General features: G+C 71.2%; 28 protein-coding genes and 1 riboswitch. Of the genes, 16 read left to right on the top strand and 12 right to left on the bottom strand.

Annotation, left to right across the window (positions count from 1 at the left end):
* Positions 1–50: 50 nt before the first annotated feature.
* The 3 genes from EIZ62_RS18025 (at position 51) to EIZ62_RS18015 (ending at position 3,013) form a co-directional block, all read left to right on the top strand.
* Positions 51–752, top strand: coding sequence for a copper homeostasis protein CutC (locus EIZ62_RS18025; protein ID WP_156693673.1), 702 nt, complete (start codon positions 51–53; stop codon positions 750–752).
* A 320-nt stretch (positions 753–1,072) separates the two neighbouring features.
* Complete coding sequence (locus tag EIZ62_RS18020; RefSeq protein WP_156693672.1) at positions 1,073–1,726, top strand: HD domain-containing protein; 654 nt, start codon at positions 1,073–1,075, stop codon at positions 1,724–1,726.
* Positions 1,727–1,780: 54 nt separating this feature from the next.
* Complete coding sequence (locus EIZ62_RS18015) at positions 1,781–3,013, top strand: Cmx/CmrA family chloramphenicol efflux MFS transporter (RefSeq protein WP_156696468.1); 1,233 nt, start codon at positions 1,781–1,783, stop codon at positions 3,011–3,013.
* On the opposite strand, the gene EIZ62_RS18010 is transcribed toward EIZ62_RS18015, so the two are convergent.
* Together EIZ62_RS18010 and EIZ62_RS18005 are read right to left on the bottom strand one after the other, a co-directional pair.
* Positions 2,967–3,236 (bottom strand): DUF4031 domain-containing protein, encoded by a 270-nt coding sequence (locus EIZ62_RS18010; RefSeq protein ID WP_156693671.1) that lies wholly within the window; start codon positions 3,234–3,236, stop codon positions 2,967–2,969. The two genes, EIZ62_RS18015 and EIZ62_RS18010, sit on opposite strands and share 47 nt — an antisense overlap.
* On the bottom strand, positions 3,233–3,589 hold the full coding sequence (locus EIZ62_RS18005; protein ID WP_156693670.1) for a hypothetical protein: 357 nt from the start codon (positions 3,587–3,589) through the stop codon (positions 3,233–3,235). Before EIZ62_RS18005 ends, EIZ62_RS18010 begins: the two co-directional genes overlap by 4 nt.
* A gap of 65 nt (positions 3,590–3,654) precedes the next feature.
* Here EIZ62_RS18005 and EIZ62_RS18000 point away from each other — a divergent pair, with 65 nt between their 5' ends.
* The 3 genes from EIZ62_RS18000 to EIZ62_RS17990 all read left to right on the top strand — a co-directional run bounded on the left by EIZ62_RS18000 (position 3,655) and on the right by EIZ62_RS17990 (position 7,112).
* Positions 3,655–4,602 carry a MurR/RpiR family transcriptional regulator gene (locus EIZ62_RS18000; RefSeq protein ID WP_208827968.1) on the top strand — a complete coding sequence of 316 codons (948 nt, stop codon included), beginning with the start codon at positions 3,655–3,657 and terminating at the stop codon, positions 4,600–4,602.
* A 22-nt stretch (positions 4,603–4,624) separates the two neighbouring features.
* The gene (gene murQ, locus EIZ62_RS17995; RefSeq protein WP_156693669.1) at positions 4,625–5,527 is read left to right on the top strand and encodes an N-acetylmuramic acid 6-phosphate etherase; all 903 of its coding nucleotides are present in this window, start codon (positions 4,625–4,627) and stop codon (positions 5,525–5,527) included.
* An 85-nt stretch (positions 5,528–5,612) separates the two neighbouring features.
* Positions 5,613–7,112 carry a PTS transporter subunit EIIC gene (locus tag EIZ62_RS17990; protein ID WP_156693668.1) on the top strand — a complete coding sequence of 500 codons (1,500 nt, stop codon included), beginning with the start codon at positions 5,613–5,615 and terminating at the stop codon, positions 7,110–7,112.
* Here the strand turns inward: EIZ62_RS17990 and EIZ62_RS17985 are convergent.
* Together EIZ62_RS17985 and EIZ62_RS17980 are read right to left on the bottom strand one after the other, a co-directional pair.
* Positions 7,090–7,773 (bottom strand): ABC transporter ATP-binding protein, encoded by a 684-nt coding sequence (locus EIZ62_RS17985; protein WP_156693667.1) that lies wholly within the window; start codon positions 7,771–7,773, stop codon positions 7,090–7,092. The two genes, EIZ62_RS17990 and EIZ62_RS17985, sit on opposite strands and share 23 nt — an antisense overlap.
* 39 nt (positions 7,774–7,812) lie before the next feature.
* The gene (locus tag EIZ62_RS17980) at positions 7,813–9,222 is read right to left on the bottom strand and encodes an ABC transporter permease (RefSeq protein WP_156693666.1); all 1,410 of its coding nucleotides are present in this window, start codon (positions 9,220–9,222) and stop codon (positions 7,813–7,815) included.
* 140 nt (positions 9,223–9,362) lie between these two features.
* On the opposite strand from EIZ62_RS17980, the gene EIZ62_RS32845 reads away from it, so the two are divergent.
* Both EIZ62_RS32845 and EIZ62_RS17970 read left to right on the top strand, forming a co-directional pair.
* Positions 9,363–9,524, top strand: coding sequence for a hypothetical protein (locus EIZ62_RS32845; RefSeq protein WP_341873951.1), 162 nt, complete (start codon positions 9,363–9,365; stop codon positions 9,522–9,524).
* A 130-nt stretch (positions 9,525–9,654) separates the two neighbouring features.
* The gene (locus EIZ62_RS17970) at positions 9,655–9,990 is read left to right on the top strand and encodes a helix-turn-helix domain-containing protein (protein ID WP_156696466.1); all 336 of its coding nucleotides are present in this window, start codon (positions 9,655–9,657) and stop codon (positions 9,988–9,990) included.
* A 6-nt stretch (positions 9,991–9,996) separates the two neighbouring features.
* Here the strand turns inward: EIZ62_RS17970 and EIZ62_RS17965 are convergent, their stop codons facing one another.
* Together EIZ62_RS17965 and EIZ62_RS17960 are read right to left on the bottom strand one after the other, a co-directional pair.
* The gene (locus EIZ62_RS17965) at positions 9,997–10,200 is read right to left on the bottom strand and encodes a hypothetical protein (RefSeq protein WP_156693665.1); all 204 of its coding nucleotides are present in this window, start codon (positions 10,198–10,200) and stop codon (positions 9,997–9,999) included.
* Entirely contained in the window at positions 10,197–10,394 is a 198-nt protein-coding gene (locus tag EIZ62_RS17960; RefSeq protein ID WP_244375767.1) for a hypothetical protein, read from the bottom strand. Before EIZ62_RS17960 ends, EIZ62_RS17965 begins: the two co-directional genes overlap by 4 nt.
* Positions 10,395–10,509: 115 nt before the next feature.
* Between EIZ62_RS17960 and EIZ62_RS17955 the strand changes: the two genes are divergently transcribed.
* The 5 genes from EIZ62_RS17955 to EIZ62_RS17935 all read left to right on the top strand — a co-directional run bounded on the left by EIZ62_RS17955 (position 10,510) and on the right by EIZ62_RS17935 (position 13,962).
* Positions 10,510–11,352 carry a helix-turn-helix domain-containing protein gene (locus EIZ62_RS17955; RefSeq protein WP_156693664.1) on the top strand — a complete coding sequence of 281 codons (843 nt, stop codon included), beginning with the start codon at positions 10,510–10,512 and terminating at the stop codon, positions 11,350–11,352.
* The gene (locus EIZ62_RS17950) at positions 11,324–11,518 is read left to right on the top strand and encodes a DUF397 domain-containing protein (protein ID WP_156693663.1); all 195 of its coding nucleotides are present in this window, start codon (positions 11,324–11,326) and stop codon (positions 11,516–11,518) included. The genes EIZ62_RS17955 and EIZ62_RS17950 overlap by 29 nt, the downstream gene beginning before the upstream one ends.
* Before the next feature lie 244 nt (positions 11,519–11,762).
* Positions 11,763–12,611: a hypothetical protein gene (locus tag EIZ62_RS17945; RefSeq protein ID WP_156693662.1), complete on the top strand. Its 849-nt coding sequence runs from the start codon at positions 11,763–11,765 to the stop codon at positions 12,609–12,611.
* Positions 12,608–13,186, top strand: coding sequence for a Uma2 family endonuclease (locus EIZ62_RS17940; protein ID WP_156693661.1), 579 nt, complete (start codon positions 12,608–12,610; stop codon positions 13,184–13,186). The genes EIZ62_RS17945 and EIZ62_RS17940 overlap by 4 nt, the downstream gene beginning before the upstream one ends.
* A 98-nt stretch (positions 13,187–13,284) precedes the next feature.
* Positions 13,285–13,962: a Uma2 family endonuclease gene (locus EIZ62_RS17935; RefSeq protein ID WP_156693660.1), complete on the top strand. Its 678-nt coding sequence runs from the start codon at positions 13,285–13,287 to the stop codon at positions 13,960–13,962.
* Positions 13,963–13,987: 25 nt separating this feature from the next.
* Here the strand turns inward: EIZ62_RS17935 and EIZ62_RS17930 are convergent, their stop codons facing one another.
* Positions 13,988–15,109, bottom strand: a complete 1,122-nt coding sequence (locus EIZ62_RS17930; protein ID WP_156693659.1) for a glycosyltransferase family 2 protein — start codon at positions 15,107–15,109, stop codon at positions 13,988–13,990.
* Positions 15,110–15,515: 406 nt separating this feature from the next.
* Here EIZ62_RS17930 and EIZ62_RS17925 point away from each other — a divergent pair, with 406 nt between their 5' ends.
* Positions 15,516–16,253, top strand: coding sequence for a TetR/AcrR family transcriptional regulator (locus tag EIZ62_RS17925; RefSeq protein WP_156693658.1), 738 nt, complete (start codon positions 15,516–15,518; stop codon positions 16,251–16,253).
* Between the two features lie 89 nt (positions 16,254–16,342).
* Here the strand turns inward: EIZ62_RS17925 and groL are convergent, their stop codons facing one another.
* From groL to thrC, 4 genes are all read right to left on the bottom strand, one after another.
* On the bottom strand, positions 16,343–17,965 hold the full coding sequence (groL, locus tag EIZ62_RS17920; RefSeq protein ID WP_156693657.1) for a chaperonin GroEL: 1,623 nt from the start codon (positions 17,963–17,965) through the stop codon (positions 16,343–16,345).
* A gap of 335 nt (positions 17,966–18,300) precedes the next feature.
* Positions 18,301–18,507: a cold-shock protein gene (locus EIZ62_RS17915; protein ID WP_008743607.1), complete on the bottom strand. Its 207-nt coding sequence runs from the start codon at positions 18,505–18,507 to the stop codon at positions 18,301–18,303.
* Positions 18,508–18,919: 412 nt separating this feature from the next.
* Positions 18,920–19,198: a ubiquitin-like small modifier protein 1 gene (locus EIZ62_RS17910; protein WP_156693656.1), complete on the bottom strand. Its 279-nt coding sequence runs from the start codon at positions 19,196–19,198 to the stop codon at positions 18,920–18,922.
* 36 nt (positions 19,199–19,234) lie between these two features.
* On the bottom strand, positions 19,235–20,542 hold the full coding sequence (thrC, locus tag EIZ62_RS17905; RefSeq protein ID WP_156693655.1) for a threonine synthase: 1,308 nt from the start codon (positions 20,540–20,542) through the stop codon (positions 19,235–19,237).
* A riboswitch (SAM riboswitch) is annotated at positions 20,536–20,681 on the bottom strand. (Overlaps the previous gene by 7 nt.)
* 115 nt (positions 20,682–20,796) lie before the next feature.
* On the opposite strand from thrC, the gene EIZ62_RS17900 reads away from it, so the two are divergent.
* Together EIZ62_RS17900 and EIZ62_RS17895 are read left to right on the top strand one after the other, a co-directional pair.
* Entirely contained in the window at positions 20,797–21,741 is a 945-nt protein-coding gene (locus EIZ62_RS17900; RefSeq protein ID WP_156693654.1) for a glucosyl-3-phosphoglycerate synthase, read from the top strand.
* 45 nt (positions 21,742–21,786) lie between these two features.
* Positions 21,787–23,232, top strand: coding sequence for an alpha,alpha-trehalose-phosphate synthase (UDP-forming) (locus EIZ62_RS17895; protein WP_156693653.1), 1,446 nt, complete (start codon positions 21,787–21,789; stop codon positions 23,230–23,232).
* 52 nt (positions 23,233–23,284) lie between these two features.
* On the opposite strand, the gene EIZ62_RS17890 is transcribed toward EIZ62_RS17895, so the two are convergent.
* The gene (locus tag EIZ62_RS17890) at positions 23,285–25,993 is read right to left on the bottom strand and encodes a KGGVGR-motif variant AAA ATPase (RefSeq protein WP_244375765.1); all 2,709 of its coding nucleotides are present in this window, start codon (positions 25,991–25,993) and stop codon (positions 23,285–23,287) included.
* Positions 25,994–26,009 lie beyond the last annotated feature (16 nt).

Below are 26,009 nucleotides of genomic sequence, written 5' to 3'. Positions count from 1 at the left end.
AGGCCCACTAGGCTGCTATTGGACTAGACCTGTAGCGATGGGAGTCGGCAGTGAGCAACCGTGCAGTCCTGGAGGTGATCGCCCTCGACGCGGAGGACGCGATCGCCGCGCAGGCCGGAGGAGCGGACCGCCTCGAACTCGTCACCGACATGGCCGCGGACGGGCTCACCCCGTCCCGCGAGACCTACGGACGGATCCGCGCCGCCGTCGACATCCCGCTGCGCGTGATGCTCCGACTGACCGACGGGTTCGCCGCGGACGACATCGACGCGCTCGTACGTGTCGCGCGAGGCATGCGCGAGGAGGGCGCCGACGAGTTCGTCCTCGGCTTCCTCGACCCCGAGGACCACGTGGACCTCGTCGCCGTCGAACGACTGGTCGCCGAGCTGGAGGGCTGCCGCTGGACGTTCCACCGCGCGCTCGACCGGGCCGCCGACCGGGACGCGGCCCGCAAGCAGCTCGCGGACCTGCCGGGCCTGGACACCTACCTCACGGCGGGCTCGGCCGCCGGGGTCGACGAGGGCCTGCCGACCCTGCTCGCCGAAGCCGCCGCCGCCGAGCGCGGTGAGCCCGGCTACGAGCCGCGGCTCCTGGTCGGCGGCGGTCTGCGGCTGGAACACGTCCCGCCGCTCCTCGCAGCGGGCGTCACCGCGTTCCACATCGGCGGCGCCGCCCGCCCCGCCGGCTGGACCGCCCCCGTCTCCCCCACCGCCGTCCACACCTGGCGCACCACCCTGGACGCCCCCGCCTGACGCTACCGTTGTGGGCATCCGCCCCGCAGGGCGGCTCCCTCCCGTTGTGGGCAATCGTCCCGCAGGGCGGGACGGGTGGGCACAACGGGACCGGGGCGGTGCCCGTTCCCGGTTCGCTCCGGTGCGGTGCCTTGGGTGCGGTGACCCCCGGTGGGGTGGGGGCGTGGCCCCTCCGGGCTCGCCTCCTCGGGGCCGGCGGCCTTCGGTTACGCGTGAGGGAGCCGCGCCTGCGCCGCCAACCCCTGCGGGGGCGACCCTGCACGGCCCCGCCCCGGGTACGTCGCCGGGTGCGGGCCCGTGCGTGGCGGTGGCGCGGCACAATGGCACCCATGGAGCCCCTCCCCGCCCACGACGACCTCCGCCGCCGGTGGTCGGCGGCCGTGCGGGGCGCGCCCCACGCGGACCGCTACGCCGACGACCTCCTCGCCCGCTGGGCCGAACCGCAGCGGCGGTACCACACCACCGATCACCTCCTCGCGGTCCTCGACCGGGTCGACGAGCTCGCGGACCACGCCGACGACGCCGACCTCGTACGCCTCGCCGCCTGGTTCCACGACGCGGTCTACCTGCCCGACCGGTCCACCAACGAGGACCGCAGCGCACGGCTCGCCGAGCGGGCCCTGCCCGAGCTGGGTCTCGGCGAGGCGGCCACGGCGGAGGTCGCCCGGCTGGTCCGGCTCACCGTCACCCATGACCCGGCGGACGGCGACCGCAACGGCGAGGTGCTGTGCGACGCGGACCTCGCGGTCCTGGCCGCCGCGCCCGACGCGTACGCCGCCTACGCCGCCGCCGTACGGGAGGAGTACGGGTTCGTGCCGGACGACGCGTTCCGCGAGGGGCGCGCGGCGGTGCTGCGGCAGCTGCTCGGGCTGCCGTGCCTCTTCCGTACGCCGCACGGCGCCCGCGCCTGGGAGGAGAAGGCCCGGCAGAACCTGACGACGGAGCTGAAGCTGCTGGAATCGTCGGGAATGTAAGCCCTGACGGAGGCGTTGACCCCTGGCATGCCGCCCAACGCCGAACGCACCCGTATGCCCCTGGCCGTCTACATCCTCGGCCTGTCCGTCTTCGCGCTCGGCACGAGCGAGTTCATGCTGTCCGGTCTGCTGCCGCCGATCGCCGACGACATGAACGTGTCGATCCCGCAGGCGGGGCTGCTGATATCCGCGTTCGCCGTCGGCATGGTGATCGGCGCGCCGCTCCTCGCGGTCGCCACGCTGCGACTCCCGCGCAAGATCACGCTCATCGCGCTGATCAGCACGTTCGGCGTCGGGCAGCTCGTGGGCGCGCTGGCGCCCTCGTACGGGATCCTCTTCGCGTCCCGCGTGGTCAGTGCCCTGGCGTGCGCCGGGTTCTGGGCGGTGGGCGCGGCCGTCGCGATCGCGATGGTCCCGGTCGGCTCCCGCGCCCGTGCGATGGCCGTGATGATCGGCGGCCTGTCCATCGCGAACGTCCTGGGCGTGCCGGCCGGCGCGTTCCTGGGCGAGCACCTGGGCTGGCGGTCCGCGTTCTGGGCGGTCGGCGCCGCCTCGGCGATCGCCCTGGTGGGCGTGGTGACCCTCATCCCGCGCATCCCGCTGCCCGCCGAGAAGCCGCGGCTGCGGCGCGAGCTGACGATCTACCGCGACCGGCAGGTGTGGCTCGCGGTCGTCGTCACCGCGCTCGCGGCGGGCGGCGTGTTCTGCACGTTCTCCTACCTGGCGCCGCTCCTCACCGACGTGTCGGGCCTCGACTCCGGCTGGGTGCCGACCGTGCTGGCCCTGTTCGGCATCGGCGCGCTCGTCGGTACGACCGTCGGCGGCCGGGTCGCCGACGCCCACCTGTTCGGCGTGCTGCTCAGCGGCATCACCGCGTCCACGGTGTTCCTCGTGGCGCTGGCGGTGTTCGCGTCCAGCCCGGTCGTCACGATCGTCCTCGCGTTCCTGCTCGGCGTCTCGGCGTTCTTCACCGCCCCGGCGCTGAACGCCCGCATGTTCAACGTCGCCGGTGCGGCCCCCACCCTCGCGGGCGCCACGACGACGGCCGCGTTCAACCTCGGCAACACCGGCGGCCCGTGGCTCGGCGGCACCGTCATCGACGCGGGCCTCGGCTACCCGGCGACCGCCTGGGCGGGCGCCGCGATGACGGTCCTGGGCCTCGCGGCGGCGGCCGTGGCCCTGCGCCTGCACACCTCGTCGGCGTCCCGCGTGGTGACCCGGTCGGACGCCGGGGCGGCGGTCAGGGAGACGCCCGCCGCTTCGGCCGCCGCAGACCGGCCTGCGTGAGCCGGCGTACGAGTTCCTTGGAGCCCACCTCCACGGCGCCCGCCGCCACCGCGTCCGCGTACCGCTCGGAGGGGACGTCGTAGTGGTCGCGGTCGAAGGCGCGGGGCGGGGCGCCGATCCGGGCGGCGAAGGCGTGGAGCTCGTCGTAGGACGTGTCGCTGACCATGTGGGACCACATGCGGCCGTGGCCCGGCCAGTCCGGCGGGTCGATGTAGACCGTCACGTGAGGCCGCCGACCCGCGCCACGACCACGCCCGCCTTGCCGCACACCCAGTGCGGGTCCGGGCCCAGCTCCGGCTCGACGTCCAGCGCGTGCGGGTCGCCCGAGCCGCACACCGGGCACAGCGGCCACCGGCCGTACCGCTCCAGCAGCGCGTCCTGGACGTCCTGGGCGACGAGCCCGGCGACGTACTCGACGCCTTCCGGCCACTGCTCGACCCACCATCGGCGGTGCGTCACCGCGTCCTCGACGAGCGAGACGACCTCCGCCTCGGCGACGTTCCGCGCCACGAGGTCGGCGATCACCAAGGCGCGTGCGGCGTGCAGGGCCTGCTCCAGGGGGTCCACGGCGTCCATGGAGCCATTGTCGCCCCAGGTCCGGAGGGGTTGACGACCCTCCGGGCTGGAAATATTTTTCAGAGGTGAGCAACGATGTGAAGGAAATTTTCAGCGACGGCCGGGGCAGACCGGGCGGGGTGGCCGCCCCCGCCGCCCCCGCACCGGCCGCCCTCGCCGCCAAGGTCCGCACCCTCGCGCCGTCCATGACCCGCTCCATGCAGCGCGTCGCCGAAGCCGTCGCCGGTGACCCCGCCGGCTGCGCCGCTCTCACGGTCACCGGCCTCGCCGAACTCACCGGCACCAGCGAGGCGACCGTCGTCCGCACCGCCCGCCTCCTCGGCTACCCCGGCTACCGCGACCTGCGCCTCGCCCTCGCCGGGCTCGCCGCCCAGCAGCAGTCCGGCCGGGCGCCGTCCGTCACCGCCGACATCGCCGTCGACGACCCGATAGCCGACGTCGTCGCCAAACTCGCCCACGACGAGCAGCAGACCCTCGCCGACACCGCCGCCGGCCTCGACACCGTCCAGCTCGGCGCCGCCGTCACCGCCCTGGCCTCCGCCCGCCGCACCGACATCTACGGCGTCGGCGCCTCCGGACTCGTCGCCCAGGACCTCGCCCAGAAGCTGCTGCGCATCGGGCTGATCGCCCACGCCCACAGCGACCCCCACCTCGCCGTCACCAACGCCGTCCAGCTCCGCTCCGGCGACGTCGCCATCGCCATCACCCACTCCGGCTCCACCGGCGACGTCATAGAACCGCTCCGCGTCGCCTTCGACCGGGGCGCCACCACCGTCGCCATCACCGGCCGCCCCGACGGCCCCGTCTCCCAGTACGCCGACCACATACTCACCACCTCCACGGCCCGCGAGAGCGAACTGCGCCCCGCCGCCATGTCCTCCCGCACCAGCCAGCTCCTCGTCGTCGACTGCCTGTTCACCGGCGTCACGCAGCGCACGTACGAAACGGCCGCCCCCGCGCTCTCCGCGTCGTACGAGGCCCTCGCGCACCGCCACTCACCCCGCACCCGCTGACCGGCCGAAAGAGCACGCCCGCATGAAGCCCTCCGAGCTGTCCGCCCTCACCACGGAAGCCTTCCGCCCCGAGCTCGCGGACATCGACCGCCTCCCGACCGCCGAGATCGCCCGCCTCATGAACGCCGAGGACCAGTCGGTCCCGTCCGCCGTCGCCGCCGAACTGCCCCGTATCGCCGCCGCCATCGACGCGACCGCCACCCGTATGGCGCGCGGCGGCCGGCTCGTCTACGCGGGCGCCGGCACGGCCGGGCGGCTCGGCGTCCTGGACGCCAGCGAGTGCCCGCCCACCTTCAACACCGCCCCCGCACAGGTCACCGGCCTCATCGCGGGCGGACCCACCGCCCTGCTGGAGGCCGTCGAGGGCGCCGAGGACTCCCCGGAGCTGGCCGCCGCCGACCTGGACCGCCTCGGCCTGACCGCCGAGGACACCGTCGTCGGCGTCTCCGCCTCCGGCCGCACCCCCTACGCCGTCGGCGCCGTCGAACACGCCCGTACGCGCGGGGCGCTGACGATCGGTCTGTCCTGCAACGCGGGCAGCGCCCTCGCCGCCGCAGCCGAACACGGCATCGAGGTCGTCGTCGGCCCGGAGCTGCTCACCGGCTCCACCCGCCTCAAGGCCGGCACCGCGCAGAAGCTCGTCCTCAACATGATCTCGACCATCACGATGATCCGGCTCGGCAAGACCTACGGGAACCTCATGGTCGACGTCCGCGCCTCCAACGAGAAGCTCCGCGCCCGTTCCCGCCGGATCGTCGCCCTGGCCACCGGCGCCTCCGACCCCGACATCGAAGCCGCCCTCACCGCCACCGACGGCGAGGTCAAGCCCGCGATCCTCACCCTGCTCGCCGGTGTCGACGCCGGCACGGCGGCCCAGCTCCTCGCCAAGACGGACGGCCACCTGCGCGCGGCACTCGACCAATAGCCCACTCGACCAATAAGGCGGGGCCCGGCGCGCCCACCGGCGCGCACCCGCCCGCGAACGCCCGCCCCCTGGCAGCATCCGCGCCATGCCCCCGCTCGACACGCACCGCGAACTGGCCGGCGACCTCCTCCCCCTCGTCGGCGGCGCCGCGAACGTCACCTCCGTCGCCCACTGCATGACCCGCCTCCGCCTGGGCCTCAACGACCGCACCCTCGTCCAGGACGAGGCGCTCGCCGCGCACCCCGCCGTCCTCGGCGTCGTCGAGGACGGGGCGACCTACCAGATCGTCCTCGGCCCCGGCACCGTCGCCCGCGTCACCCCCGAGTTCGAAGCCCTGCTCCTCCAGGCCCGGGGCGCCGCGATCAAGGACGCCCAGAAGAGCCGGAACGCCACCCCCGGCAAGCTCCTCCTGCGCCGCGTCGCGAACATCTTCGTACCGCTCATCCCCGCCCTCATCGGCTGCGGCATCATCGCCGGGATCAATGGCCTGCTCCTCAACCTGCACTGGCTGCCCGCCCTGACCCCCGCGCTCGCCGCCATCGCCTCCGGCTTCATGGCGCTGATCGCCGTGTTCGTCGGCATCAACACGGCCAAGGAGTTCGGCGGTACGCCGGTCCTCGGCGGGGCCGTCGCCGCGATCATCGTGTTCGCGGGCGTCGCCGAGGTCGAGGCCTTCGGCCGGGAACTCGCCCCCGGGCAGGGCGGCGTCCTCGGCGCCCTGGCCGCCGCCGCGCTCGCCGTCCTGGTCGAGAAGTGGTGCCGCCGCCGCGTGCCGGAGGCGCTGGACGTGCTGGTCACCCCCACGCTCACCGTGCTGGTGGCGGGCCTGGTCACCGTGTACGGGCTGATGTTCGTCGCCGGAGCCGTGTCGACCGCCATCGGCGTGGCCGCCGACTGGCTCCTCGCCCACGCCGGGGCGGTCGCCGGGTTCGTGCTGGGCGGGCTGTTCCTGCCGCTCGTGATGCTCGGGCTGCACCAGGCCCTGATCCCCATCCACACCACCCTCATCGAGCAGCAGGGCCACACCGTGCTCCTGCCCATCCTCGCGATGGCCGGCGCGGGCCAGGTCGGCGCGGCCGCCGCCGTCTACGTACGCCTCCGCCACCGCACCGACCTGCGCCGCACCATCAGGTCCGCGCTGCCCGCCGGGCTCCTCGGCGTGGGCGAACCGCTCATCTACGGGGTGTCCCTGCCGCTCGGCCGGCCGTTCGTCACCGCGTGCGTGGGCGGCGCGTTCGGCGGCGGGTTCGTCGGACTGTTCACCATGCTCGGCCACACCGTCGGCTCCACGGCGATCGGCCCGTCCGGCTGGGCGCTGTTCCCCCTGCTGGCCGGCGACCGGGGCCTGTCCCTGACCACGGTCGCCGTCTACGCGGGCGGGCTCCTGACGGGGTACGCGGCCGGGTTCGCCGCCACGTACCTCTTCGGCATCGGCAAACCACTGCTCGACGCGGTCGGCCCGGGGGGCCAGGGGGGTGAGGGGGGCACGGGGGACAAGGCCGAACTCGTCGGCCCCGGGCGCCCGGTTGATCCGGTCGGCCCGGGGCGTACGGCCGATCCGGTCAGCCCACCACCCGCTCCTTGATCGTCACCCGTCCCTGGCGGATCGTCGCGATCCTGGGCGCGCGCCGCGCCAGCGCCGTGTCATGGGTGACCATCACGAACGTCAGCCCGTTCTCCTCCCACAGCCCCTCCAGCAGGTCCATGATCTCGTCGCGCGTCGACTCGTCCAGGTTCCCGGTCGGCTCGTCCGCCAGCAGCACTGCCGGCCGCTTCACCAGCGCCCGCGCGACCGCCACCCGCTGCTGCTGACCGCCCGACAACTCCCCCGGCACGTGCCCGCGCCGCTCGCCTAGCCCCACCGACACCAGCGCCTCCGCCGCCCGCTCGCGCCGCTCGGCGGCCCGCAGCCCGAGCGGCGCGAGCGCCGTCTCCACGTTCTCCTGCGCGGTGAGCGTCGGCACCAGGTTGAACCCCTGGAACACGAACCCGATCTTCTCCGCCCGCACGCGCGTGAGCCGCGCCTCCGGCAGCGTGGCCAGGTCGGTGCCGTCCAGCAGCACACGCCCTTCCGAGGGCCGGTCCAGGCCGCCCAACATCTGCAACAGCGTCGACTTGCCGCCGCCGGTCGGGCCCTGGATCACCAGTCGCCCGCCGTCCTCGATGATCAGGTCCACCCCGTCCAGGGCCCGGACGGTGTCCTTGCCTCGCCGGTAGCGCTTGGTGACGCCACTGAGCTGGTACATGTGCTGTCAACTCCAGTCGTACGTGAAGGGGATCGGCGGTCAGGCGACGCGGCGCAGCGCGTCCGCAGGGCGCAGCCGCGACGCCCGCCAGCCGCCGAAGCCGCCCGCGACGAGACCGCCCGCGACGGCGAGGCCCACGGCGAGCGCGATGGTCATGAGGGACACGGGCGCGGTGAGCGCCACGTCCACGGCACGGGACGCGGCGTCGCGCACCGGCCCGCCACCACCGCCTGGCCCGCCGACGACCTGCCGGGCCCCGCCACCGGGGGCGCCGCCCAGCTCGGCCGTGAGCGTCGGCCCGAACGCCGTGACCGCCCACGCCCCGGCCAGCCCCACGCCGATCCCCAGCACCCCGCCGATCAGCCCGTGCACCAGCGACTCGCCGACCACCTGCCGGGTGACCCGCCCGCTCCTCCACCCCAGCGCCTTGAGCGTGCCGAACTCCCGCACCCGCCGGCCGACGGCCGACGACGTCAGCAGCCCCGACACGACGAACGCCGCGCCCAGCACGACGACCGACAGCCACGTGCCCACCCCCGCCGCCAGCCCGGACGCGGTCGACAGGGACCCGGAGACCGTGTCGGCGAGGTCGGCGGACGTGGTGACGGTGGTGCCGGGCACGTTCCTGGCGATGGCCGCCTCGACCCCGGCGATCCGCTGGGAGTCGGTCACCCGGACGTAGACGGTCGTGACCTCGTCCTTCGCGTCGGCGAGGGCCTGCGCCCGGGCGAGCGGCAGGTAGACGTCGGCGGCGGCGTCCCCGCTCTCGGCGGTCGCCACACCGACGACCGTGTACGCGGTGCCGGAGACGGTCAGCTTCCCGCCGACCGCCAGCCCCTGCTCCTTGGCGTACGCGCTGTCGACGACGGCCACCGCGGCGGACGTCTCGGCCGCCCTGAACGTACGCCCGGACGTGATCCTCGACGTGGTCAGCGGCCCGAGTTCCTGGTGGGCGACGTCCGTCCCGTACACGGAGTACGAGTCGACCCCGAAGTCCGCCCCGCCGCCCTGGACGGGCTTCCCCGGCCGGGCCTCGCCGGGCCCGAACCGCCCGTCGACCTTCATCACCCGGGCGCTCAGCCCGCCGACGGCATCGGCGACCCCGTCCTGGGCGCCGACCTTCGCGACGGTCGAGGCGGGGAGCGTCTCGAACCCCTGCACCATGACGACGTCCTGACTCTGTCCGCCGCCGTCGCCCTTCGCGTCGAACTCGAACCTCGGCCGCCGCACCGTCTCGCCCTCGCCGGGCGGCGACGCGGCCTTGGTGACCGTCATGTCGGTCCCCAGCCCGTACAGCGACTCCAGCACCCGGTCCTGAGCCCGGCCCATCCCGGCCGTGACCGAACTGACGACGATGACGAGCGCGATTCCGAGGCCCAGCCCCGAGGCGACGACCAGCGCCGCCCTCCGTCGACGGCGCAACTCACGCCGCAGGTAGGTGAAGAACATGCCGCGAAAGCTATGGACGCGGCGTGATGGGGGGTTGAGGAGCCGGTGAGAGTCGCATGAGAAGCAGCGGCGTCACTCGGACGGGCAACAACTGCACGAGAACCGTAGTATGTCGTTGACGACATACTACGGTCCGGAGCATGGACGAGCTGCTCACGATTGAGCTTGAGCCGGAGGTGCACGAGTGGCTGGCACTTCTACCCGGCAAGCAGTACCGCAAGGTGGAGGAGTACGCCGGGTTACCGGCGAGGACACCCGCATCACCTACTGGTTCGCTCCCGGTCAGCGCATCGTGCTCCTGACCGTCTTCCGGAAAACCCGCATGCGCGAGGACGCCCAAGTGGATCGAGCCGTGACCGCCCGCAAGGAGTGCTCGGAGCATCACGGGCCTGCCCACACGATCTACAGCCGCGACAAGAGGGGATGAGCACGATGAATCACACACGCTGGAAGCTCGGCCGAGACAGGGCGGTGAGCGAGGGACACGTCGAGTCCGAGGAAGCCGCGTCCGAATACGCCGAGATCCGGTTGGCCATGGCCTTCGCCAAAGCCGTCTACGACCGCCGCCAGGCACTCGCACTGTCCCAGTCCGAGGTCGCCGAGCGCGCCGGGCTGACCCAGGCGAAGATCTCGCGCATCGAAGGGGCCGACACGGTACCGACCCTCCCCCTGCTTCGACGCCTGGCCCAGGCCCTGGACGCCACGCTGAACATCGCCCTGGGCGGCGACCGCGAAGAAGTGACGTTCATCGACCGTCGGGCAGCGTGAACGAGTTCACCGCAGACGCCACCGCTGGTTCAACTCTCGAACGCGTGCCCGCAGCACGTCGCCCGGCGGGACGGGCGTCAGCGCCTCGGGCGGACAGTCCCACTCCCGGCCGCCTCCCAGCGGCCGTAGCTGCACATAGCCGCCCTCCCGGCCCATCACTTCGCCGATCCGCCCGTCCCGGCCGTCAATCAGGTACTCGGGCCCGCTCATCGCCCCGCCTCGCGCAGCACGGCGACCAGCCGCATGGCGGTGTCCATGTTGCAACGCCCCAGCTCCACCAGCGGATACGGCACCTCGCTCGCGGCGGTGACCGGATCGACCCGCAGGGACGGAAGGGTCACGCCCACCCTGCCGAGCTCGTCCCGCAGCTGGTCCACCACTTGCTCCACGGATCGCATCACCATGACCGGGCACCTCCACGCTGAGTGTTCGGGTTCTGTACACAGCGTGGTCGATTCGCGGCTAGTCTGAACACAAAGGCGGCCCAACAACCCCATCTGTGCTAACGGGAGTTGACACATGCCCGGTCCGAAGGATCTCGACCCGTCTTCCTCACCCAGGGCACTGCTCGGCGCCGAACTGCGCCACGCCCGCGAAAACGCCGGACTCAGCCAGGACGCGCTGGGCCTGAAACTCTTCGTGAGCGGCTCGTTCATCGGCCAGTTGGAGGCCGGTACGCGCCGGATGCAGCCGGACTTCGCGGCACAGATCGACGAGATACTGGGCACGAACGGGTTCTTCCAGCGGAACTGCGCGGCCGCGAACAGGTCGCGGTACCCCGATCACTTCGCGGAAGCGGCGGAGTCGGAAGCGGTCGCGACGACGATCAAGGAGTACGCGCCGCTGTTGATCCCGGGCGTGTTGCAGACGGAGCGGTACGCGCGGGAGGTCTTCCGCGCGTACCAGCCCACCGCGACGGAGGACGTCATCGACGGCCTGGTCGAGGCCCGCCTGGCACGAGGGCACATCCTGGACGATCCAACGACGCCCCTGTTGTGGGCGGTTCTCGACGAGGCCGTCCTACGGCGCCGGGTCGGTGGCCCGGCGGTCATGGCGGAGGCGTTGCAACACGTCGCCGTGTTGGGCCGCGCGCATCGAGTGATCGTGCAGGTGCTGCCGTTCGCGGCCGGCGCGCACTCCTCCATGGGCGGCGCACTGAAGTTGATGGACTTCAAGGACGCACCACCGGTCGCATACTTCGAGGGCCCGGGCACAGGACAACTGCATGACGACCCAGCCACCGTCAAACACTACGAACTGTCCTACGATCTGCTCGTGGCCAGCGCACTGCCACCCAACGATTCCCTGGCTCTGATCGAAGCAGTGGCGGAGGATGACGCCCATGAAGATCGAGATCATTGAGTGGCGCAAGTCCACGTACAGCGACGGAAGCGGCGGCAACTGCCTCGAAGTCGCAGACGGGCACCCGGACCTCATCCCCGTCCGTGACTCCAAGAACCCCACCGGCCCGAAGCTCGTGTTCCGGGCCGCTGCCTGGTCCGCGTTCATGAGGGACCTCAAGCGATAGGCGCGACGCGCTCGGCCCGGGACGTGAGCTCCGAGAGCCGAGCGCTCTTAACAAGGATTGGTACTTAAGGGTCTGGTCGACAACCCGCCCACCCACCCGGCGAGTTGTCGCCAGTATGACTATGCGCATCGCATTTGCCACGTACGGTGATGAGGCTCTAGCGTCCCGATAGACGAAACAGCCCCCGCTAGGTGCGCGAACACCTGCGGGGGCCTCACCAACGAGATCGATCGAGGCTCGATCCATGGCTGACGCCCAGTTTAGTGCTGTCTCGCACCCCCTCGCCAAGCCCGGATACGGCAAGCGTTCCGCTCCCGGCCAGAAGCCGCCTGCGGCCAGCGACTTCGCGCATCTGCCGCCGCGCGAGCGGAGTATCGCCGGGTACATCGACAGGTTGACGGACGGCGCGGACATCTCGTGCAAGACGCTCGCGAAGGTGCTGCCGCTGTACGGCCAGTGCGCCGTCCGCACTGCCCTGAACCACCTCGTCCGCGCCGGCCATCTGCGGCGGGGCCGGGAGCAGGTGGTCTCGGCGTCCGGCACCGAGCACTGGGTGACACGCACCTGGTGGTCGCGGACCGCGCGGGACGACGACTGGTGGGCGGCGTTCCAGCGGGGGGACGTGCCCGAGGACCGGCCACCGCGACGGACGCGTTCCCGCGCGTTCATCCTGCTGGCCGCGCTGGGGCGCGAGGCGCCCATGATGGCGCTGTCCGACACCGAGTGCGCCGCGCTGGCGCCGCTGGTCACCGAGTGGTTCGAGCGCGGCGCCGACGAGCGGCACGTCCTGCACGCCCTGACGGCGGGCCTGCCGTCGCAGGTGCACCGCCCGATGGCCCTGGCCCGTACGCGGCTCACGACGAAGATCCCGCCCGAGCCGGTCAGGCAGGTCCGCCCGCCGCGCCGGGTGCTGGAGTGCACGACGTGCGGTGATCCGGCCCGCCCGGAGGCCCTCCTGGACGGCGAGTGCGCCGCCTGCCGGGGCGAGACGCCACCCCCGCCCCGTACGACGCTGCCACCCGACCGGGTCCGCGCCCGCGCCGCCCAGGCCCGTGCCGCCGCGACCCACCGACTCGAAAGGAGCCATGCATGACCCCTGGCAGCGACGAGCCCGCGCAGATGCCCGTCGAGGACTTCGAAGAACTCGCCCGCGCCGCCCCGGAAACCGTCACGCTCGAATTCATCGGCGGCAGGCTGAAGGTCAAGCCCGTGCCCGACGGCGACCACGCAGAGATCACCATGTGGCTGATCCGGCAGTGCATGCAGCAACGGCCAGAGCTCGATCTCCACCCGAAACAGGGTCTGCTGGTCGAGAGCTACCGGAAGGGACGGGCCAGGCCCGATGGCGCGCTCGCACCCGTGGGGTACTTCGCGGGGCACGGCGACTGGGCGGACGCGGCGGGCGTCCTGATGACCGTGGAGGTGACGTCGTTCGACTCCGACACCGACAGCCGGGACCGCAGGGAGAAAGGCATCGGCTACGCCCAGACGGGCATCCCCGTGTTCCTCCTGGTCGACCGCAGCTCCGACACCGTGACCGTCCACAGCGAACCGTCGCACGGGACGTACCAGAAGCACGTCTCCTACAAGTACGGCGACACCGTCACGCTTCCCGACCCGGTCGGCATCACGCTCGACACGGAGAAGCTCAAGGACTTCGCCCACTGAAGCACCGCGCCGCGAGCGGACACCCGCCCGCCCGAAGGGATGCACACATGACCACCCGAACGAGAAACCGGGCAGTCTGTAGGGGAGGAGGCACCACCATGACCCCTGGCACCGCTCAGCGCCCGCAGATGTCCGTCGAGGAGTTCGAGGAGCTGGCCCGCAATGCTCCGGAGAACGTGGAGCTGGAGTTCCTCGACGGGCGGCTCTACGTGAAGCACGGCCCCATCGGAGTCGAGGACTTCGAAGAGCTGTCCCGTCGGGCTCCCGAAACGGTGACGCTGGAACTGATCAACGGAAAGCTGGAGGTCAAGCCCGTGCCGGACCAGCTCCACGGGGCAATCATCATGTGGCTGATCCGGCAGTGCATGCACCAGCGCCCCGACTTGGCCCTGTACCCGGAGCAAGGGCTGAAGATCAATACCTACCGCCAGGGTCACGCCAAGGCCGATGGCGCACTCGTGCCCGTCGACCACTTCGTGGGACAGGTGGGCGAATGGGCGGACCCGGATGGGGTCCTGCTGACGGTCGAGGTCACCTTGCGCGACTCCGACGCGAAACGCCGGGACCACAACGAGAAGCGCATCGGATACGCGGAGGCCGACATCCCCGTGTACCTCCTCGTGGACCGTGATTCCGACACGCTCGTGGTGTACAGCGAACCCTCACACGGGACGTACCAGAAGCACGTCTCCTACAAGTACGGCGACACCGTCACGCTCCCCGATCCCGTCGGCATCACCCTCGACACCGAGAAGCTCAAGGACTACGCACACTGAAACGACCGCGAGCCGGACCGCCGCTTCAGGCGCGGCCCTTCTCGTAGGTGACCAGGCCCTGCGTGAGCTTCAGCGGGACGCCGATCAGCTCGACCAGGAGGGCCTTCCAGGCGTAGAAGACGTTGACTGCCTTGTTCATGTACACGAACGGGAAGTTGCGGAGGATGCGCAGCCAGGACAGGTGTCGGCGTCTTATCGCGTAGATCAGCGGCAGCCACATCAGCACCATCTCGAAGCCCAGCCACCACATCATCGTGGTTCCGACGTCCTGGTGGAGGACGAAGATCAGGAAGAAGGGCATGAAGTACCAGAGCGGTGCGGTGACGATGTCCCAGCAGGCGATGAGGATCCACAGCAGCAGCAGCGGCTTGTGGAAGGCCATGTCCTTGCTGTGGATGCGGACGTTCTGGAAGAAGCCGGCCATCCAGCGCCACACCTGCTTGCGGAGGTAGGTGAGGTCGGAGGGGTCGGCCGCCCAGGCGACGGCGTCACCGACGTACACCGCGCGGCGGCCTTCGATCTGCTTGCTCCAGGTGTAGTCCATGTCCTCGACGATGGTCCGCTCGGGGAAGCCGCCGAAGCGGCGCAGCTCGTCGGTGCGGAAGGCGGAGCAGCAACCGGAGCAGACGACGGGGCTGTTGGCGGCGTTCTGGATCGGCCGCTGGAAGTGGAAGCCGAAGAGGTACTCGATGCACCGGCCGCGCTCGGTCGCGGTGTCGTCGAACCGGGTCTGGACGCAGCCGGCGGCGATCGCCACGTTCTCCTCCTGGAAGGGCGCCTTGACCAGTTCGACGTAGTCGGGGGCGAGGAGGGTGTCGGCGTCCACGGGCAGGACGAGGTCGGTGCGGACGTGGGGCAGCCCGTAGTTCTGGGCCTTGGCCTTGCTGCCCCGGTTGCGCTCGGGGCGGACGACGGTGACCCCGTAGGAGCGGGCGACGTCCCCGGTGCGGTCGGTGGAGCAGTCGTCGACGACGATGATCTCGTCGAAGGGGTCGGTCTGGTGGAGGAGGGACTCCAGCGTGTCGCCGAGCCCCTCCTCCTCGTTGTGCGCCGGGACCAGGGCGGTGACGGACAGGCGCTTCGCCGGGGGGCGCGGTCCGGGCGCCGCCGCCTGGTCCTGCGGCGTGAGGGTGGCGGTGGAGGCCATCACTTGCCCCTGAACCAGTACAGCAGCTTGCCGACGACGGCGGCGATGACGCCGATGAGGGCATAGAGGGGCCAGGAGATGCCGGTATACGCGAGTGAGCCATACATGACGGTGCCGGGTTTCCGTGGAAGCGGTGCGGGGGGAGGCGCACGGCCAGGTGCGCCGGAGGGGGGCCATCCGCTCACCGAGGTGCCAGATGCGGGCTGACCCTTCGATGTATGTTTACGCCGTATGCGTATAGTGTCGGCTTTGCCCGTTCAAGCGTCAAGACCTTACCAGGGAGTAGGCGGAGGCACCTCGTATACGGCGGCCGTTTACGACGTACACGTACGGAGGACACCGCGCCCCGTCGTCCCGGGCATACCTGTCCCGGGGGCCGACTCGACGGAACGGAACGGAGAGTGCCGTGCCTGCTGGGGACACGACCGGGCGACGCGCCAGCGACAAGGGACGCTACGGGAGGCTGACCCGGGAGCGGGTGCTGGCGGTCGCCCTCGGTGTGGTCGACGCGGAGGGGCTGTCCGCCCTCAGCATGCGGCGCCTCGGCTCCGAGCTGGGTGTCGAGGCGATGTCGCTGTACCGGTACCTGCCGGGCAAGGACGCCCTGCTGGACGGCATGGTGGAGGCCCTGTACCAGGAGGTGGAGGAGCACCTGCGGGCGAACCCGGACCCCGCCCCGGACGACGGCCCCACCCCGGAGGACGGCCCCGCCTGGCGCGCCGGGCTCCGGCACATCGCCCGTGCCACCTACGCCGTCGGGCTGCGCCACCCCGAGGTGGTGCCGCTGCTGGCGACCCGGATGCTGAGCGTGCCCCTCGCCCGGCGCCCCGCCGCCGTGCTGCGCGCCGACGAGCGGATCCTGCGGCTGCTGCACGAGGGCGGGCTCGACGAGCCGACCGCGACGGCCGCGCACCGCGCCTTCACGGCCTGGCTGCTCGGCTACCTGCTGGTGGAGCTGCGCGCCATGGTCGACGCGCCGGAGGAGCCGGACCCGGCGTTCCGCCTGGGCCTGCACCGCATGCCCGCCCAGGACTTCCCCCGGCTGCGGGCGGGCGCGGCGGCCCTCGCCGGCCAGGGGGGCCACGGCGAGCTGACCGCCGGGATCGACGCGCTGCTGGACCGGGTCACCACGCCGACCGCGTGACGAGTGGTGGGGAAAACGCCCGAGGGCGGCACCCCCTGGGAGTGGGGTACCGCCCTCGTCAGCGAAAGGACGTGTCCGATCCGTCAGGATCAGAAGTCCATGTCACCGCCCGGCATGCCGCCCGGAGCACCGGCCGCGGCCTTCTCCGGCTTGTCGGCGATGACGGCCTCGGTGGTGAGGAACAGCGCCGCGATGGAGGCCGCGTTCTGCAGGGCGGAACGGGTCACCTTGGCGGGGTCGATGATGCCCTCGGCGATCATGTCGACGTACTCACCGGTCGCGGCGTTCAGGCCGTGGCCGACGGGCAGGTTGCGCACCTTCTCGACGATGACGCCACCCTCGAGACCACCGTTGACGGCGATCTGCTTGAGCGGGGCCTCCAGCGCGAGGCGGACGGCGTTGGCGCCGGTGGCCTCGTCGCCGTCGAGCTCCAGCTTCTCGAAGACGCTGGACGCCTGGAGCAGGGCCACGCCACCACCGGCGACGATGCCCTCCTCGACGGCGGCCTTGGCGTTGCGCACCGCGTCCTCGATGCGGTGCTTGCGCTCCTTGAGCTCGACCTCGGTGGCGGCACCGGCCTTGATGACGGCCACGCCGCCGGCCAGCTTCGCCAGACGCTCCTGGAGCTTCTCGCGGTCGTAGTCCGAGTCGGAGTTCTCGATCTCGGCGCGGATCTGGTTGACGCGACCGGCGACCTGGTCGCTGTCACCGGCACCGTCGACGATCGTGGTCTCGTCCTTGGTGATGACGACCTTGCGGGCGCGGCCCAGCAGGTCCAGGCCGGCGTTCTCGAGCTTGAGGCCGACCTCCTCGGAGATGACCTGGCCACCGGTGAGGATGGCGATGTCGTTCAGCATGGCCTTGCGGCGGTCGCCGAAGCCCGGGGCCTTGACGGCGACGGACTTGAACGTGCCGCGGATCTTGTTGACGACCAGGGTCGACAGGGCCTCGCCCTCGACGTCCTCGGCGATGATCAGCAGCGGCTTGCCCGACTGCATGACCTTCTCCAGCAGCGGGAGCAGGTCCTTCACCGAGGAGATCTTCGAGTTGACGATCAGGATGTACGGGTCGTCGAGCGACGCCTCCATACGCTCCATGTCGGTGGCGAAGTACGCCGAGATGTAGCCCTTGTCGAAGCGCATACCCTCGGTGAGCTCCAGCTCCAGACCGAAGGTCTGGGACTCCTCGACGGTGATGACGCCTTCCTTGCCGACCTTGTCCATGGCCTCGGCGATGAGCTCGCCGATCTGGGTGTCGGCGGCGGAGATGGAGGCCGTGGAAGCGATCTGCTCCTTGGTCTCGACATCCTTCGCCTGCTCGAGCAGCGCACCGGAGACGGCCTCGACGGCGGTCTCGATGCCGCGCTTCAGGGCCATCGGGTTGGCGCCGGCGGCGACGTTGCGCAGACCCTCGCGGACGAGCGCCTGGGCGAGGACGGTCGCGGTGGTCGTACCGTCACCGGCGACGTCGTCCGTCTTCTTGGCGACTTCCTTGACCAGCTCGGCGCCGATCTTCTCGTACGGGTCCTCGAGCTCGATCTCCTTGGCGATGGAGACACCATCGTTGGTGATCGTGGGGGCGCCCCACTTCTTCTCGAGGACGACGTTGCGACCCTTGGGGCCCAGGGTCACCTTGACGGCGTCGGCGAGCTGGTTCATGCCGCGCTCGAGGCCGCGCCGTGCCTCCTCGTCGAACGCGATGATCTTGGCCATGTGAAGTGGTCCTCCCGGACTGGGGTGGATGCTCCGGACCGCGCTGGCGCCCGCGACGGACGGTCTGCCGGCCTGAGGTGGTTCCTTGCCCCACCGGCCTGCGGACCTCACCGACCCGGTCCTTCGTTGTCACTCTCACCTTCAGAGTGCTAACGCCAATGATTAGCACTCGACCCCTGCGAGTGCAAGCGCCTCCCGCAGATCGGGAGCGCCGCCCGGGTGCGGAAGCGGGCGAGGTGCCCGGACACGCGCGAGGGGCCCGCGTCCCCTGGAACGCGAGCCCCTCGGCTCTAGCGATGTCGACAGTCGTTGGTCGGTCGATCGCGACGCGGCTCTCAGCCGGCGGCGAGCTTGACCATGTCCGCCTGCGGACCCTTCTGGCCCTGCGAGATCTCGAACTCGACCCGCTGACCTTCTTCAAGGGTGCGGTACCCGTCCATCTGGATCGCGCTGTAGTGGACGAAAACATCCGCACCACCGTCGACCGCGATGAAGCCGTACCCCTTCTCCGCGTTGAACCACTTGACGGTGCCCTGAGCCATGCCTAACTCCCCTATTACTGGCCCTTGCACAGGACCGCACTTCGCGGACCCGGGTCAGACCTCGCTCCCCTTGACAGGAGGGAGCGTGCGCCGGAACGCGTCGACCGCCGCTGAATGTATCTGCCCAACTGCCGTCTGCAACAGGTCAATCGGACGAGAAATCCGAGCACGCGTGAACGGAAAATGCGGCGGAAGAGGCCAGAATCCCGGGCAAGTCGGGCCCGGCAAAGCGCTCAAAATGGCGCAATTCGCGGGGGCACATTGACTGCATCTTGTCGCAGCCGCGCAATCTCTCATATGCGCGCGGCACAGGCGGCGGCGGGGACTTCCCCAACTCTACCGCGCTCAACCATGCAGAATTGCCCCCTCCGCTTCTCTCGCGGAGGGGGCAACACCGGTCACGCGGTGTGGGTCAGCAACCGCCGGCGACGGCCGGGATGATCGACACGCCCGCCCCGTCCGGGGTGGCCGTCGCCAGACCGTCCTCGAAGCGCACGTCGTCGTCGTTGACGTACACGTTCACGAAGCGGCGCAGCTTGCCCTGGTCGTCCAGGACGCGGGCGGCGATGCCCGGGTGGTTCTTCTCCAGCGACTCGATGACCTCGGAGAGGGTCGCCCCCTCCGCCGGCACCTCGGCCTGCCCGCCGGTGTACGTACGGAGGATCGTGGGGATGCGGACGTTGACGCTCATGTCGTGATGCTGCCTTTCGTGCGGGCTCGGTACGGGTCAGGCCAGGCCCGCGTCGCGGAACGCGTCCAGGCTCGGGCGGATCGTCGCGGTCGGGCCGGTGGTCGGCGCGACGGCGTCGAGGGTCTTCAGGCCGTCACCCGTGTTGAGCACGACCGTGGTCAGCGACGGGTCCAGCACCCCCGCCTCGAACAGCTTCTTCGTCACGCCCACGGTCACACCGCCCGCCGTCTCGGCGAAGATGCCCTCCGTACGCGCCAGCAGCTTGATCGCCTCGACGACCCGCTCGTCGTCGACGTCCTCCACCGCGCCACCCGTCCGGCGGGCGATGTCCAGCACGTACGGACCGTCCGCCGGGTTGCCGATGGCGAGCGACTTCGCGATCGTGTCCGGCTTCTGGGGCCGGACGACGTCGTGACCCGCCTTGAAGGCCGCCGACACCGGGGAGCAGCCCTCCGCCTGCGCGCCGAAGATCTTGTACGGCTTGTCCTCGACCAGACCCAGCCTGACGAGCTCCTGCAGCCCCTTGTCGATCTTGGTCAGCTGCGAGCCGGACGCGATCGGGATGACCAGCTGGTCGGGCAGCTCCCACCCCAGCTGCTCGCAGATCTCGTACGCGAGGGTCTTCGAACCCTCCGCGTAGTACGGCCGCAGGTTGACGTTCACGAAACCCCAGCCCTCGCCCAGCGGGTCGCCGATGAGCTCGGAGCAGAAGCGGTTGACGTCGTCGTAGTTGCCCTCGATACCGACCAGGTCGTCGCCGTAGACCGCGGCCATCACGACCTTGCCCTGCTCCAGGTCGTGCGGGATGAACACGCACGAACGGAACCCGGCCCGCGCGGCGGCGGCGCCGACGGCACCCGCGAGGTTGCCCGTCGAGGAGCAGGACAGCGTGGTGAAGCCGAAGGCGCGGGCGGCCTCGATCGCCTGGGCGACGACCCGGTCCTTGAACGAGTGCGTCGGATTGCCCGAGTCGTCCTTGACGAACAGCTTGCCCGGCTCCGCGCCCAGCTCGCGCGCCAGGTTGTCCGCGCGGACCAGCTGGGTCCAGCCCGGGTTCAGGTTCGGCTTGTCCGCCACGTCGGCCGGCACCGGCAGGAGAGGGGCGTACCGCCAGATGTTGGCGGGACCGGCCTCGATGCGCTTACGCAGGGCTTCCGGGTCACCCACCGGCAGGTCGTAGGCGATCTCCAGCGGCCCGAAACACAGCTCACAGGCGAAGATCGGGCCGAGCGGGAAGCGCTCGCCGCACTCGCGACAGGAGAGGGCGGCAGCAGGCCCGAGGTCGACGTTCTTGGCGGTGGCGACAGTCTGTACAGCCATGGAGGCGAGGCCCTTTCTCCTCATCTTCCTCATGGCGCGCTTCGCCATGAGACGGATTTGGCACCTTCCCTAGCCGGGGCCCCGCGCATGGTGGTTGCGAGTGCCGACTGGAGGGTTGCCGGGGCTTCAACGGGCCGTGTCCCTCTGCCCCTCTGGATGAGCGGTATTCGATTGTTTTCGCGGGGACCCGACATGCGACGGTCATCCGCGTTGTTCAAGACTGTAACCGAACCCCCGGACACCTGAGACGGTCGTCCGATACGCGAGATGGAGATCACGTGCTGGAAGAGGTGGAGCGCTGGCTGGAGCAGCGGTCCTGGTCCGTGGCCGACCGGCCGCTCGACCGGCTGCTCGCGGCCAAGCGCGGCACGACCGTCAGCGTCGTCCTGCCGGCGCTCAACGAGGAGGCCACCGTCGGCGAGATCGTCACCGTGATCCGCCGCGACCTGATGTCCGCCTCCGCCCCCCTCGTCGACGAACTCGTGGTGATCGACTCCGGGTCCACCGACCGCACCTCCGAGGTGGCAGCCGCGGCCGGGGCGCGCGTCGTGCACCGCGACGCGATCCTGCCCCGCATACCCGCCCTCCCCGGCAAGGGCGAGGTCCTGTGGCGCTCGCTCCTCGTCACCGGCGGCGACATCGTCTGCTTCGTCGACGCCGACCTGCGTGACTTCTCGGCCGACTTCGTCACCGGCATCGTCGGCCCCCTCCTCACCGACCCGTCCGTCCACTTCGTCAAGGCCATGTACGACCGCCCCCTCGCGGGCGCCCCCGGCCGCGGCGGACGGGTCACCGAGCTGGTGGCCCGGCCACTGCTCAACCTCCACTGGCCGCAGCTCGCCGGCTTCGTCCAGCCCCTCGGCGGCGAGTACGCGGCCCGCCGCAGCCTGCTGGAACGGCTCCCCTTCCCCGTCGGGTACGGTGTCGAACTCGGCCTCCTCGTGGACGCCCTGCACACCGTGGGCCTCGACGCCCTCGCTCAGGTCGACGTGGGCGTCCGGAAACACCGGCACCAGGACGAACGGGCACTCGGCCGGATGGCCGCGGCGATCTACCGGACCGCACAGGTGCGGCTGTCCCGCGGACACCTGGTGCGGCCCCGGCTCACCCAGTTCGACCGGGCCGACCACGGCTTCGTACCGCGCACCCACGACGTCGACAGCGAGGAACGCCCGCCCATGACCGAAGTGGCCGAGTACGCACGCCGCCGCCGGGTGGCCTGATCGGCGCACGTTTGAGCGTTTGGGCAACGGGCTAGGTTCGTCTCCATGGCAGCCCAGATTCTTGTCGCCTCGAACCGCGGTCCCGTCAGCTACGCCCCCCGTGCGGACGGCACGTTCGACGCCCGGCGCGGCGGGGGCGGGCTGGTGTCGGGACTGTCCGCGATCGGGCCCGACGCGGGCGCCCTGTGGGTGTGCGCCGCGCTCAGCGACGGCGACCGGCAGGCGGTCCGGCAGGGCGCCGCGGCCGAGCCGGGCGTGAAGATGCTCGACATCGACGCGGCCGTGCACGCCGACGCCTACAACGGCATCGCGAACTCGGTGCTCTGGTTCGTGCACCACATGCTCTACCAGACGCCCCTGGAGCCCGTCTTCGACGCGGAATTCCGCCGGCAGTGGGCGTCCTACCGCCTCTACAACCGCGCCTTCGCCGAGGCGCTCGCCGAGGAGGCGGGCGACGGCGCCGTCGTCATCGTCCAGGACTACCACCTGGCCCTCGTCCCCGGCATGCTCCGCGAACTCCGGCCCGACCTGCGCATCGGCCACTTCTCCCACACCCCGTGGGCGCCCACCGAGTACTTCGCCATGCTCCCCGACGACATCGCCGAGGAACTGCTGCTCGGCATGCTCGGCGCGGACCGGCTCGGCTTCCTGACCTGGCGCTGGCTGAAGGCCTTCCAGTCCTGCTGCGCGCGCTCGCTGCGGGACATGGACGTACGGACCACCTGGGCCAAGGACCTCCCCCCGACCGTCGAGCACTCCGCACACGGCCGCCCCCACCGCACCGAACTGGGCGTGCACGGCCTCGGCGCCGACGCCGACTTCCTCCGCGAGCGCTCGCGCCGCCCCGACGTCGCCGACCGGATGGCCGCCCTGCGCGACCAGATCGGCCCCGACCGCAAGACCATCGTGCGCGTCGACCGCACCGAGCTGTCCAAGAACATCGTCCGCGGCCTCCTCGCCTACCGGCACCTGCTCGCCGAACGCCCCGAATGGCACGAACGGGTGGTGCACCTCGCCTTCGCCTACCCCTCCCGGCAGGACCTCGCCGTCTACCGCGACTACACCGCCCAGGTCTCCCGCCTCGCGGACGAGATCAACGCGGAGTACGGCCGCGACGGCTGGACCCCGGTGATCCTGCACGTCGAGGACGACTTCGCCCGCTCCCTCGCCGCGTACCGCCTCGCGGACGTGGCGCTCGTGAACCCCGTACGCGACGGCATGAACCTCGTCGCCAAGGAGGTCCCCGTCGTCTCCGACGCGGGCTGCGCGCTGGTCCTCTCGCGCGAGGCGGGCGCGCACGAGGAGCTGGGCGACGACGCGATCACGGTGAACCCGTACGACGTCGTCGGCACGGCGGACGCCCTCCACGAGGCGCTGACCCTCTCCCCCACCGACCGCGCGGACCGCACCAAGCGCCTCGCCGCCGCGGCGACGTCCCTCCCGCCCTCCCGCTGGTTCCTCGACCAGCTGAACGCCCTCCGCACGCTCTGACCGGCCCCTGCGGGGCGGGCGGGCATCTCCCGCTCCGCAGGACGGAGCCCGGTCAGGGACGGATGACCCTCACCCGTCCGCGGGTGCGGAAGCCGAGGGCGTGACGGTAGATCTCCGGCAGCCGGTACAAGCCGTCGGAGTCCCGGTCGAGGGCCCCGGCTTCCCTGAGCCTCGTGATGGCGTTCGCGTCCAGACCCACGTCCTCGGCGTTGAACGGCATGACGACGTCGTCCGCGTGCCTGCCGACGCTCAGCAGCAGCTCGCCAACGGCTGGATTCTCCTGTCGCAGTTCGTCCAACTTCTCCTGGCTACCCTTGACCAGCGCCTGACGCATGGCGCTCGGCGTCAGCAGGCGGTCCTGCCAGTCCTGGTCGTTCTGCGAGAACTCCGCCGCGTCGCGGATGAAGCGCACGACGTCACGGGCTTGAACCTGGTCGTTGAAGTCGCCCAGGGCCGCCGGCACCCAGCGGTCCGAGCGAGCCTCCCGGGAGTTCTTGCGGCCCATCTTCACCCCCCAGACCGGAACGAGAGCCTGCACGAGGCGCTCCCACGAGTAGTCCATCAGGTCGCCGTCGGCCTGCGGTACGGCCTTCGCGGTGGTAGCGACCCAGAGCGCCAGGCGCAGGGCCTCCTGGGAGTCCCAGCGCAGCGCATAAGGGTCGTAGCGGTCGAGGAACTGGCCCAGGTTCTGCCGGACCGCGAACCGCACCAGATCGCTGCGCACGAAGATCACGGTGCCGAACGGGCGCCCGCGGAAGGACCGCAGCCAGTCGGGGACCTCGGTGAAGAGCGCCCGCAGGGCGACCCGCTTCGCCTCGCCTTCGAGGGCCTGGAAGAAGTCCTCCAGACCGTCGAAGACGAACAGGGCCTGGCGGGTGTGCGAACGCTGAAGCAGGACCTGTTCGGGATCCTCGTCGATGACCTCCGGACCGGCCAGTGCCACGGCCATGCAGCGCAGCCAGGCGCGCCGCCAGTCAGCGAGGTTCTCACGGCCGGCCGGATCGTTGAGGACGGACTCCAGTACGCCCGTGATCTCCAGTCGGCCCGCGCCCTGTCCTCCGGCGGCCCGGTCCCGCAGCTGTTGCGGGCTGATGCCCTCACCGGGCTGCTCCATGTTCGCCGGGTCGAGGACCGGGACCACCGGGGCGTCCACCCGGACCTCCTCGCCGGCTCCTGCGGCGAACCTCTCCCAGCTCCCGGCGGCACACATCCGCGCGTACGTGAAGGTCTTGCCGGACCCCTTGGCGCCAACCACCACCGTCACCGGCAGGGACGTGCGATTGTCGCCGACGAGCCTTCGCAGAGGAGCGGTGGAGAGGAACCCCAAGCCATTGTCCAGGCCCGTCCGCTCGGCGAAGACCAGCGATCGCGCCCTGCGGTGGAGCGCGGTGCGGCGCGTCTCCAGTCCCTCCGCCGCGCCGCCCTCCGGGGCCGGCTCCGCGTCGGAGAGGATCGGCAGCGTCTCGGCGAGGCTTTCGCCGATACCGAGCCGGCGGGTGACCTCGACAACCTCGTCCCAGGTCTGGGGCAGGGCGAGCAGTTCCTCGCGGAAGGGGCTGAAAACAGGCTCGGTGAGCACCGACGCGTCCACGTCGCTCGTGTCCCCGGGCTTCGTTGTCTCCCCGGTACCGGGGGTGGGTGCGGCACGCATGGCTTCGAGCGCCTGTGAGAGCTGAAGCCGAGCCTTGTCGACCTCGGCGGCGTGCCGGTCCTGGCGGTACTGGGTCACCACGACGGCCGGCTCCGGGTCCTGCCCGGTGATGGCCACGGCCTTGTCACCCAGCTGGCGGATCATCCGCTCCGTGCCGTCCAGGGACTGGCTGCTGAGCGTGGTGACGAAGGTACGGTGAACCCGGGGATCGAGCAGGATCGGGGCGGACAGTTCCGAAGCGCCCGCCCGCAGGTCGACAACCACCGTGTCGAGGCCGGCGACGGACGCCAGTTCCGCCAGCGACTCGGTGAGGAAGTACCGCGACCGGTCCGGTGTGAGCAGCTGGGCGGGCTCAATACGCGGCGGCCCGAGGCGTGTGCGCCGGCTCGTGGGCAGGATGACCAGCCGCCCACCGTTCTTGTGCCGGATCGTCTCCTGGTTCACCAGGTACCCCGCGGCGATCGCCACCGCCCTTGCACCGTCCCCGCCGGTGGAACCGTGCAGGAGCGCCAGGAGGTCGTCGTACGCGATGTCGCACGCCCCGCCCTGTGCCTGGTGCATCCAGCTGACCCCCGGCGCTTCGAGGTCCGCGTCGACCAGGAGCACCCCACGTCCGCGTTGGGCGAGGAGATCGGCGAAGGCGACGGCGTGAACGGTTCGCCCGACCCCTCCCTTGAACGAGTGGAAGGCCACCACCTGCGTGCCCCCGGCGAAGCCGTCCTCGGCCGGACGGGGAAGGGGGGAGCCGAGCGCCTCGGTGATCCGCCGCTCCACGAGGAGAGGGGGGCGGAACCCCGGGGAGAAGTCGTCGGCCGGGTAGATGCGTACCGGCAGGCCCTCGCGTTCCATCAACTGGGGCCGGTCGAGCACGAGCACGGGACCGTCGGCCGAGCCGATCACGGAACCCCTCCCGAAGGCCGTGTCGAGCCAGGCGAGGACGTCCTCGTCGGATACGCCGGAGTCGATCGTCAGCTCGATGCCGTCCCACCAGGCGTTGGCCTCCCTGAGCCAGTCCGGCCAACGGCCGGCCACGGCCAGGGACGTGCAGTGCTCATCGACGTCCACCCAGGTCAGCAGGTTTCCCGGCAGGAGGGGTGAGGTCGCTTCCATGGGATCTCCGATCACG

Origin of the sequence: Streptomyces ficellus, from assembly GCF_009739905.1 — a bacterium.
GTDB classification, from domain to species: domain Bacteria; phylum Actinomycetota; class Actinomycetes; order Streptomycetales; family Streptomycetaceae; genus Streptomyces; species Streptomyces ficellus_A.
This window is presented reverse-complemented; position numbering and strand designations above follow the sequence as displayed.

Bases quoted from the DNA above. Each gene is read 5' to 3' on its own strand.
- groL (WP_156693657.1), bottom strand. From the start codon at position 17,965: ATGGCCAAGATCATCGCGTTCGACGAGGAGGCACGGCGCGGCCTCGAG.
- EIZ62_RS17960 (WP_244375767.1), bottom strand. From the start codon at position 10,394: ATGGTGATGCGATCCGTGGAGCAAGTGGTGGACCAGCTGCGGGACGAG.
- EIZ62_RS17955 (WP_156693664.1), top strand. From the start codon at position 10,510: ATGCCCGGTCCGAAGGATCTCGACCCGTCTTCCTCACCCAGGGCACTG.
- thrC (WP_156693655.1), bottom strand. From the start codon at position 20,542: ATGAGGAGAAAGGGCCTCGCCTCCATGGCTGTACAGACTGTCGCCACC.
- EIZ62_RS17915 (WP_008743607.1), bottom strand. From the start codon at position 18,507: ATGGCTCAGGGCACCGTCAAGTGGTTCAACGCGGAGAAGGGGTACGGC.
- EIZ62_RS17930 (WP_156693659.1), bottom strand. From the start codon at position 15,109: ATGGCCTCCACCGCCACCCTCACGCCGCAGGACCAGGCGGCGGCGCCC.
- EIZ62_RS17980 (WP_156693666.1), bottom strand. From the start codon at position 9,222: ATGTTCTTCACCTACCTGCGGCGTGAGTTGCGCCGTCGACGGAGGGCG.
- EIZ62_RS32845 (WP_341873951.1), top strand. From the start codon at position 9,363: ATGGACGAGCTGCTCACGATTGAGCTTGAGCCGGAGGTGCACGAGTGG.
- EIZ62_RS18020 (WP_156693672.1), top strand. From the start codon at position 1,073: ATGGCACCCATGGAGCCCCTCCCCGCCCACGACGACCTCCGCCGCCGG.
- EIZ62_RS17890 (WP_244375765.1), bottom strand. From the start codon at position 25,993: ATGGAAGCGACCTCACCCCTCCTGCCGGGAAACCTGCTGACCTGGGTG.
- EIZ62_RS18005 (WP_156693670.1), bottom strand. From the start codon at position 3,589: ATGGACGCCGTGGACCCCCTGGAGCAGGCCCTGCACGCCGCACGCGCC.
- EIZ62_RS17940 (WP_156693661.1), top strand. From the start codon at position 12,608: ATGACCCCTGGCAGCGACGAGCCCGCGCAGATGCCCGTCGAGGACTTC.
- EIZ62_RS17985 (WP_156693667.1), bottom strand. From the start codon at position 7,773: ATGTACCAGCTCAGTGGCGTCACCAAGCGCTACCGGCGAGGCAAGGAC.
- EIZ62_RS17970 (WP_156696466.1), top strand. From the start codon at position 9,655: ATGAATCACACACGCTGGAAGCTCGGCCGAGACAGGGCGGTGAGCGAG.
- EIZ62_RS18015 (WP_156696468.1), top strand. From the start codon at position 1,781: ATGCCCCTGGCCGTCTACATCCTCGGCCTGTCCGTCTTCGCGCTCGGC.
- EIZ62_RS17990 (WP_156693668.1), top strand. From the start codon at position 5,613: ATGCCCCCGCTCGACACGCACCGCGAACTGGCCGGCGACCTCCTCCCC.
- EIZ62_RS17935 (WP_156693660.1), top strand. From the start codon at position 13,285: ATGACCCCTGGCACCGCTCAGCGCCCGCAGATGTCCGTCGAGGAGTTC.
- EIZ62_RS17965 (WP_156693665.1), bottom strand. From the start codon at position 10,200: ATGAGCGGGCCCGAGTACCTGATTGACGGCCGGGACGGGCGGATCGGC.
- EIZ62_RS17895 (WP_156693653.1), top strand. From the start codon at position 21,787: ATGGCAGCCCAGATTCTTGTCGCCTCGAACCGCGGTCCCGTCAGCTAC.
- EIZ62_RS17950 (WP_156693663.1), top strand. From the start codon at position 11,324: ATGACGCCCATGAAGATCGAGATCATTGAGTGGCGCAAGTCCACGTAC.
- EIZ62_RS17945 (WP_156693662.1), top strand. From the start codon at position 11,763: ATGGCTGACGCCCAGTTTAGTGCTGTCTCGCACCCCCTCGCCAAGCCC.
- EIZ62_RS17910 (WP_156693656.1), bottom strand. From the start codon at position 19,198: ATGAGCGTCAACGTCCGCATCCCCACGATCCTCCGTACGTACACCGGC.
- murQ (WP_156693669.1), top strand. From the start codon at position 4,625: ATGAAGCCCTCCGAGCTGTCCGCCCTCACCACGGAAGCCTTCCGCCCC.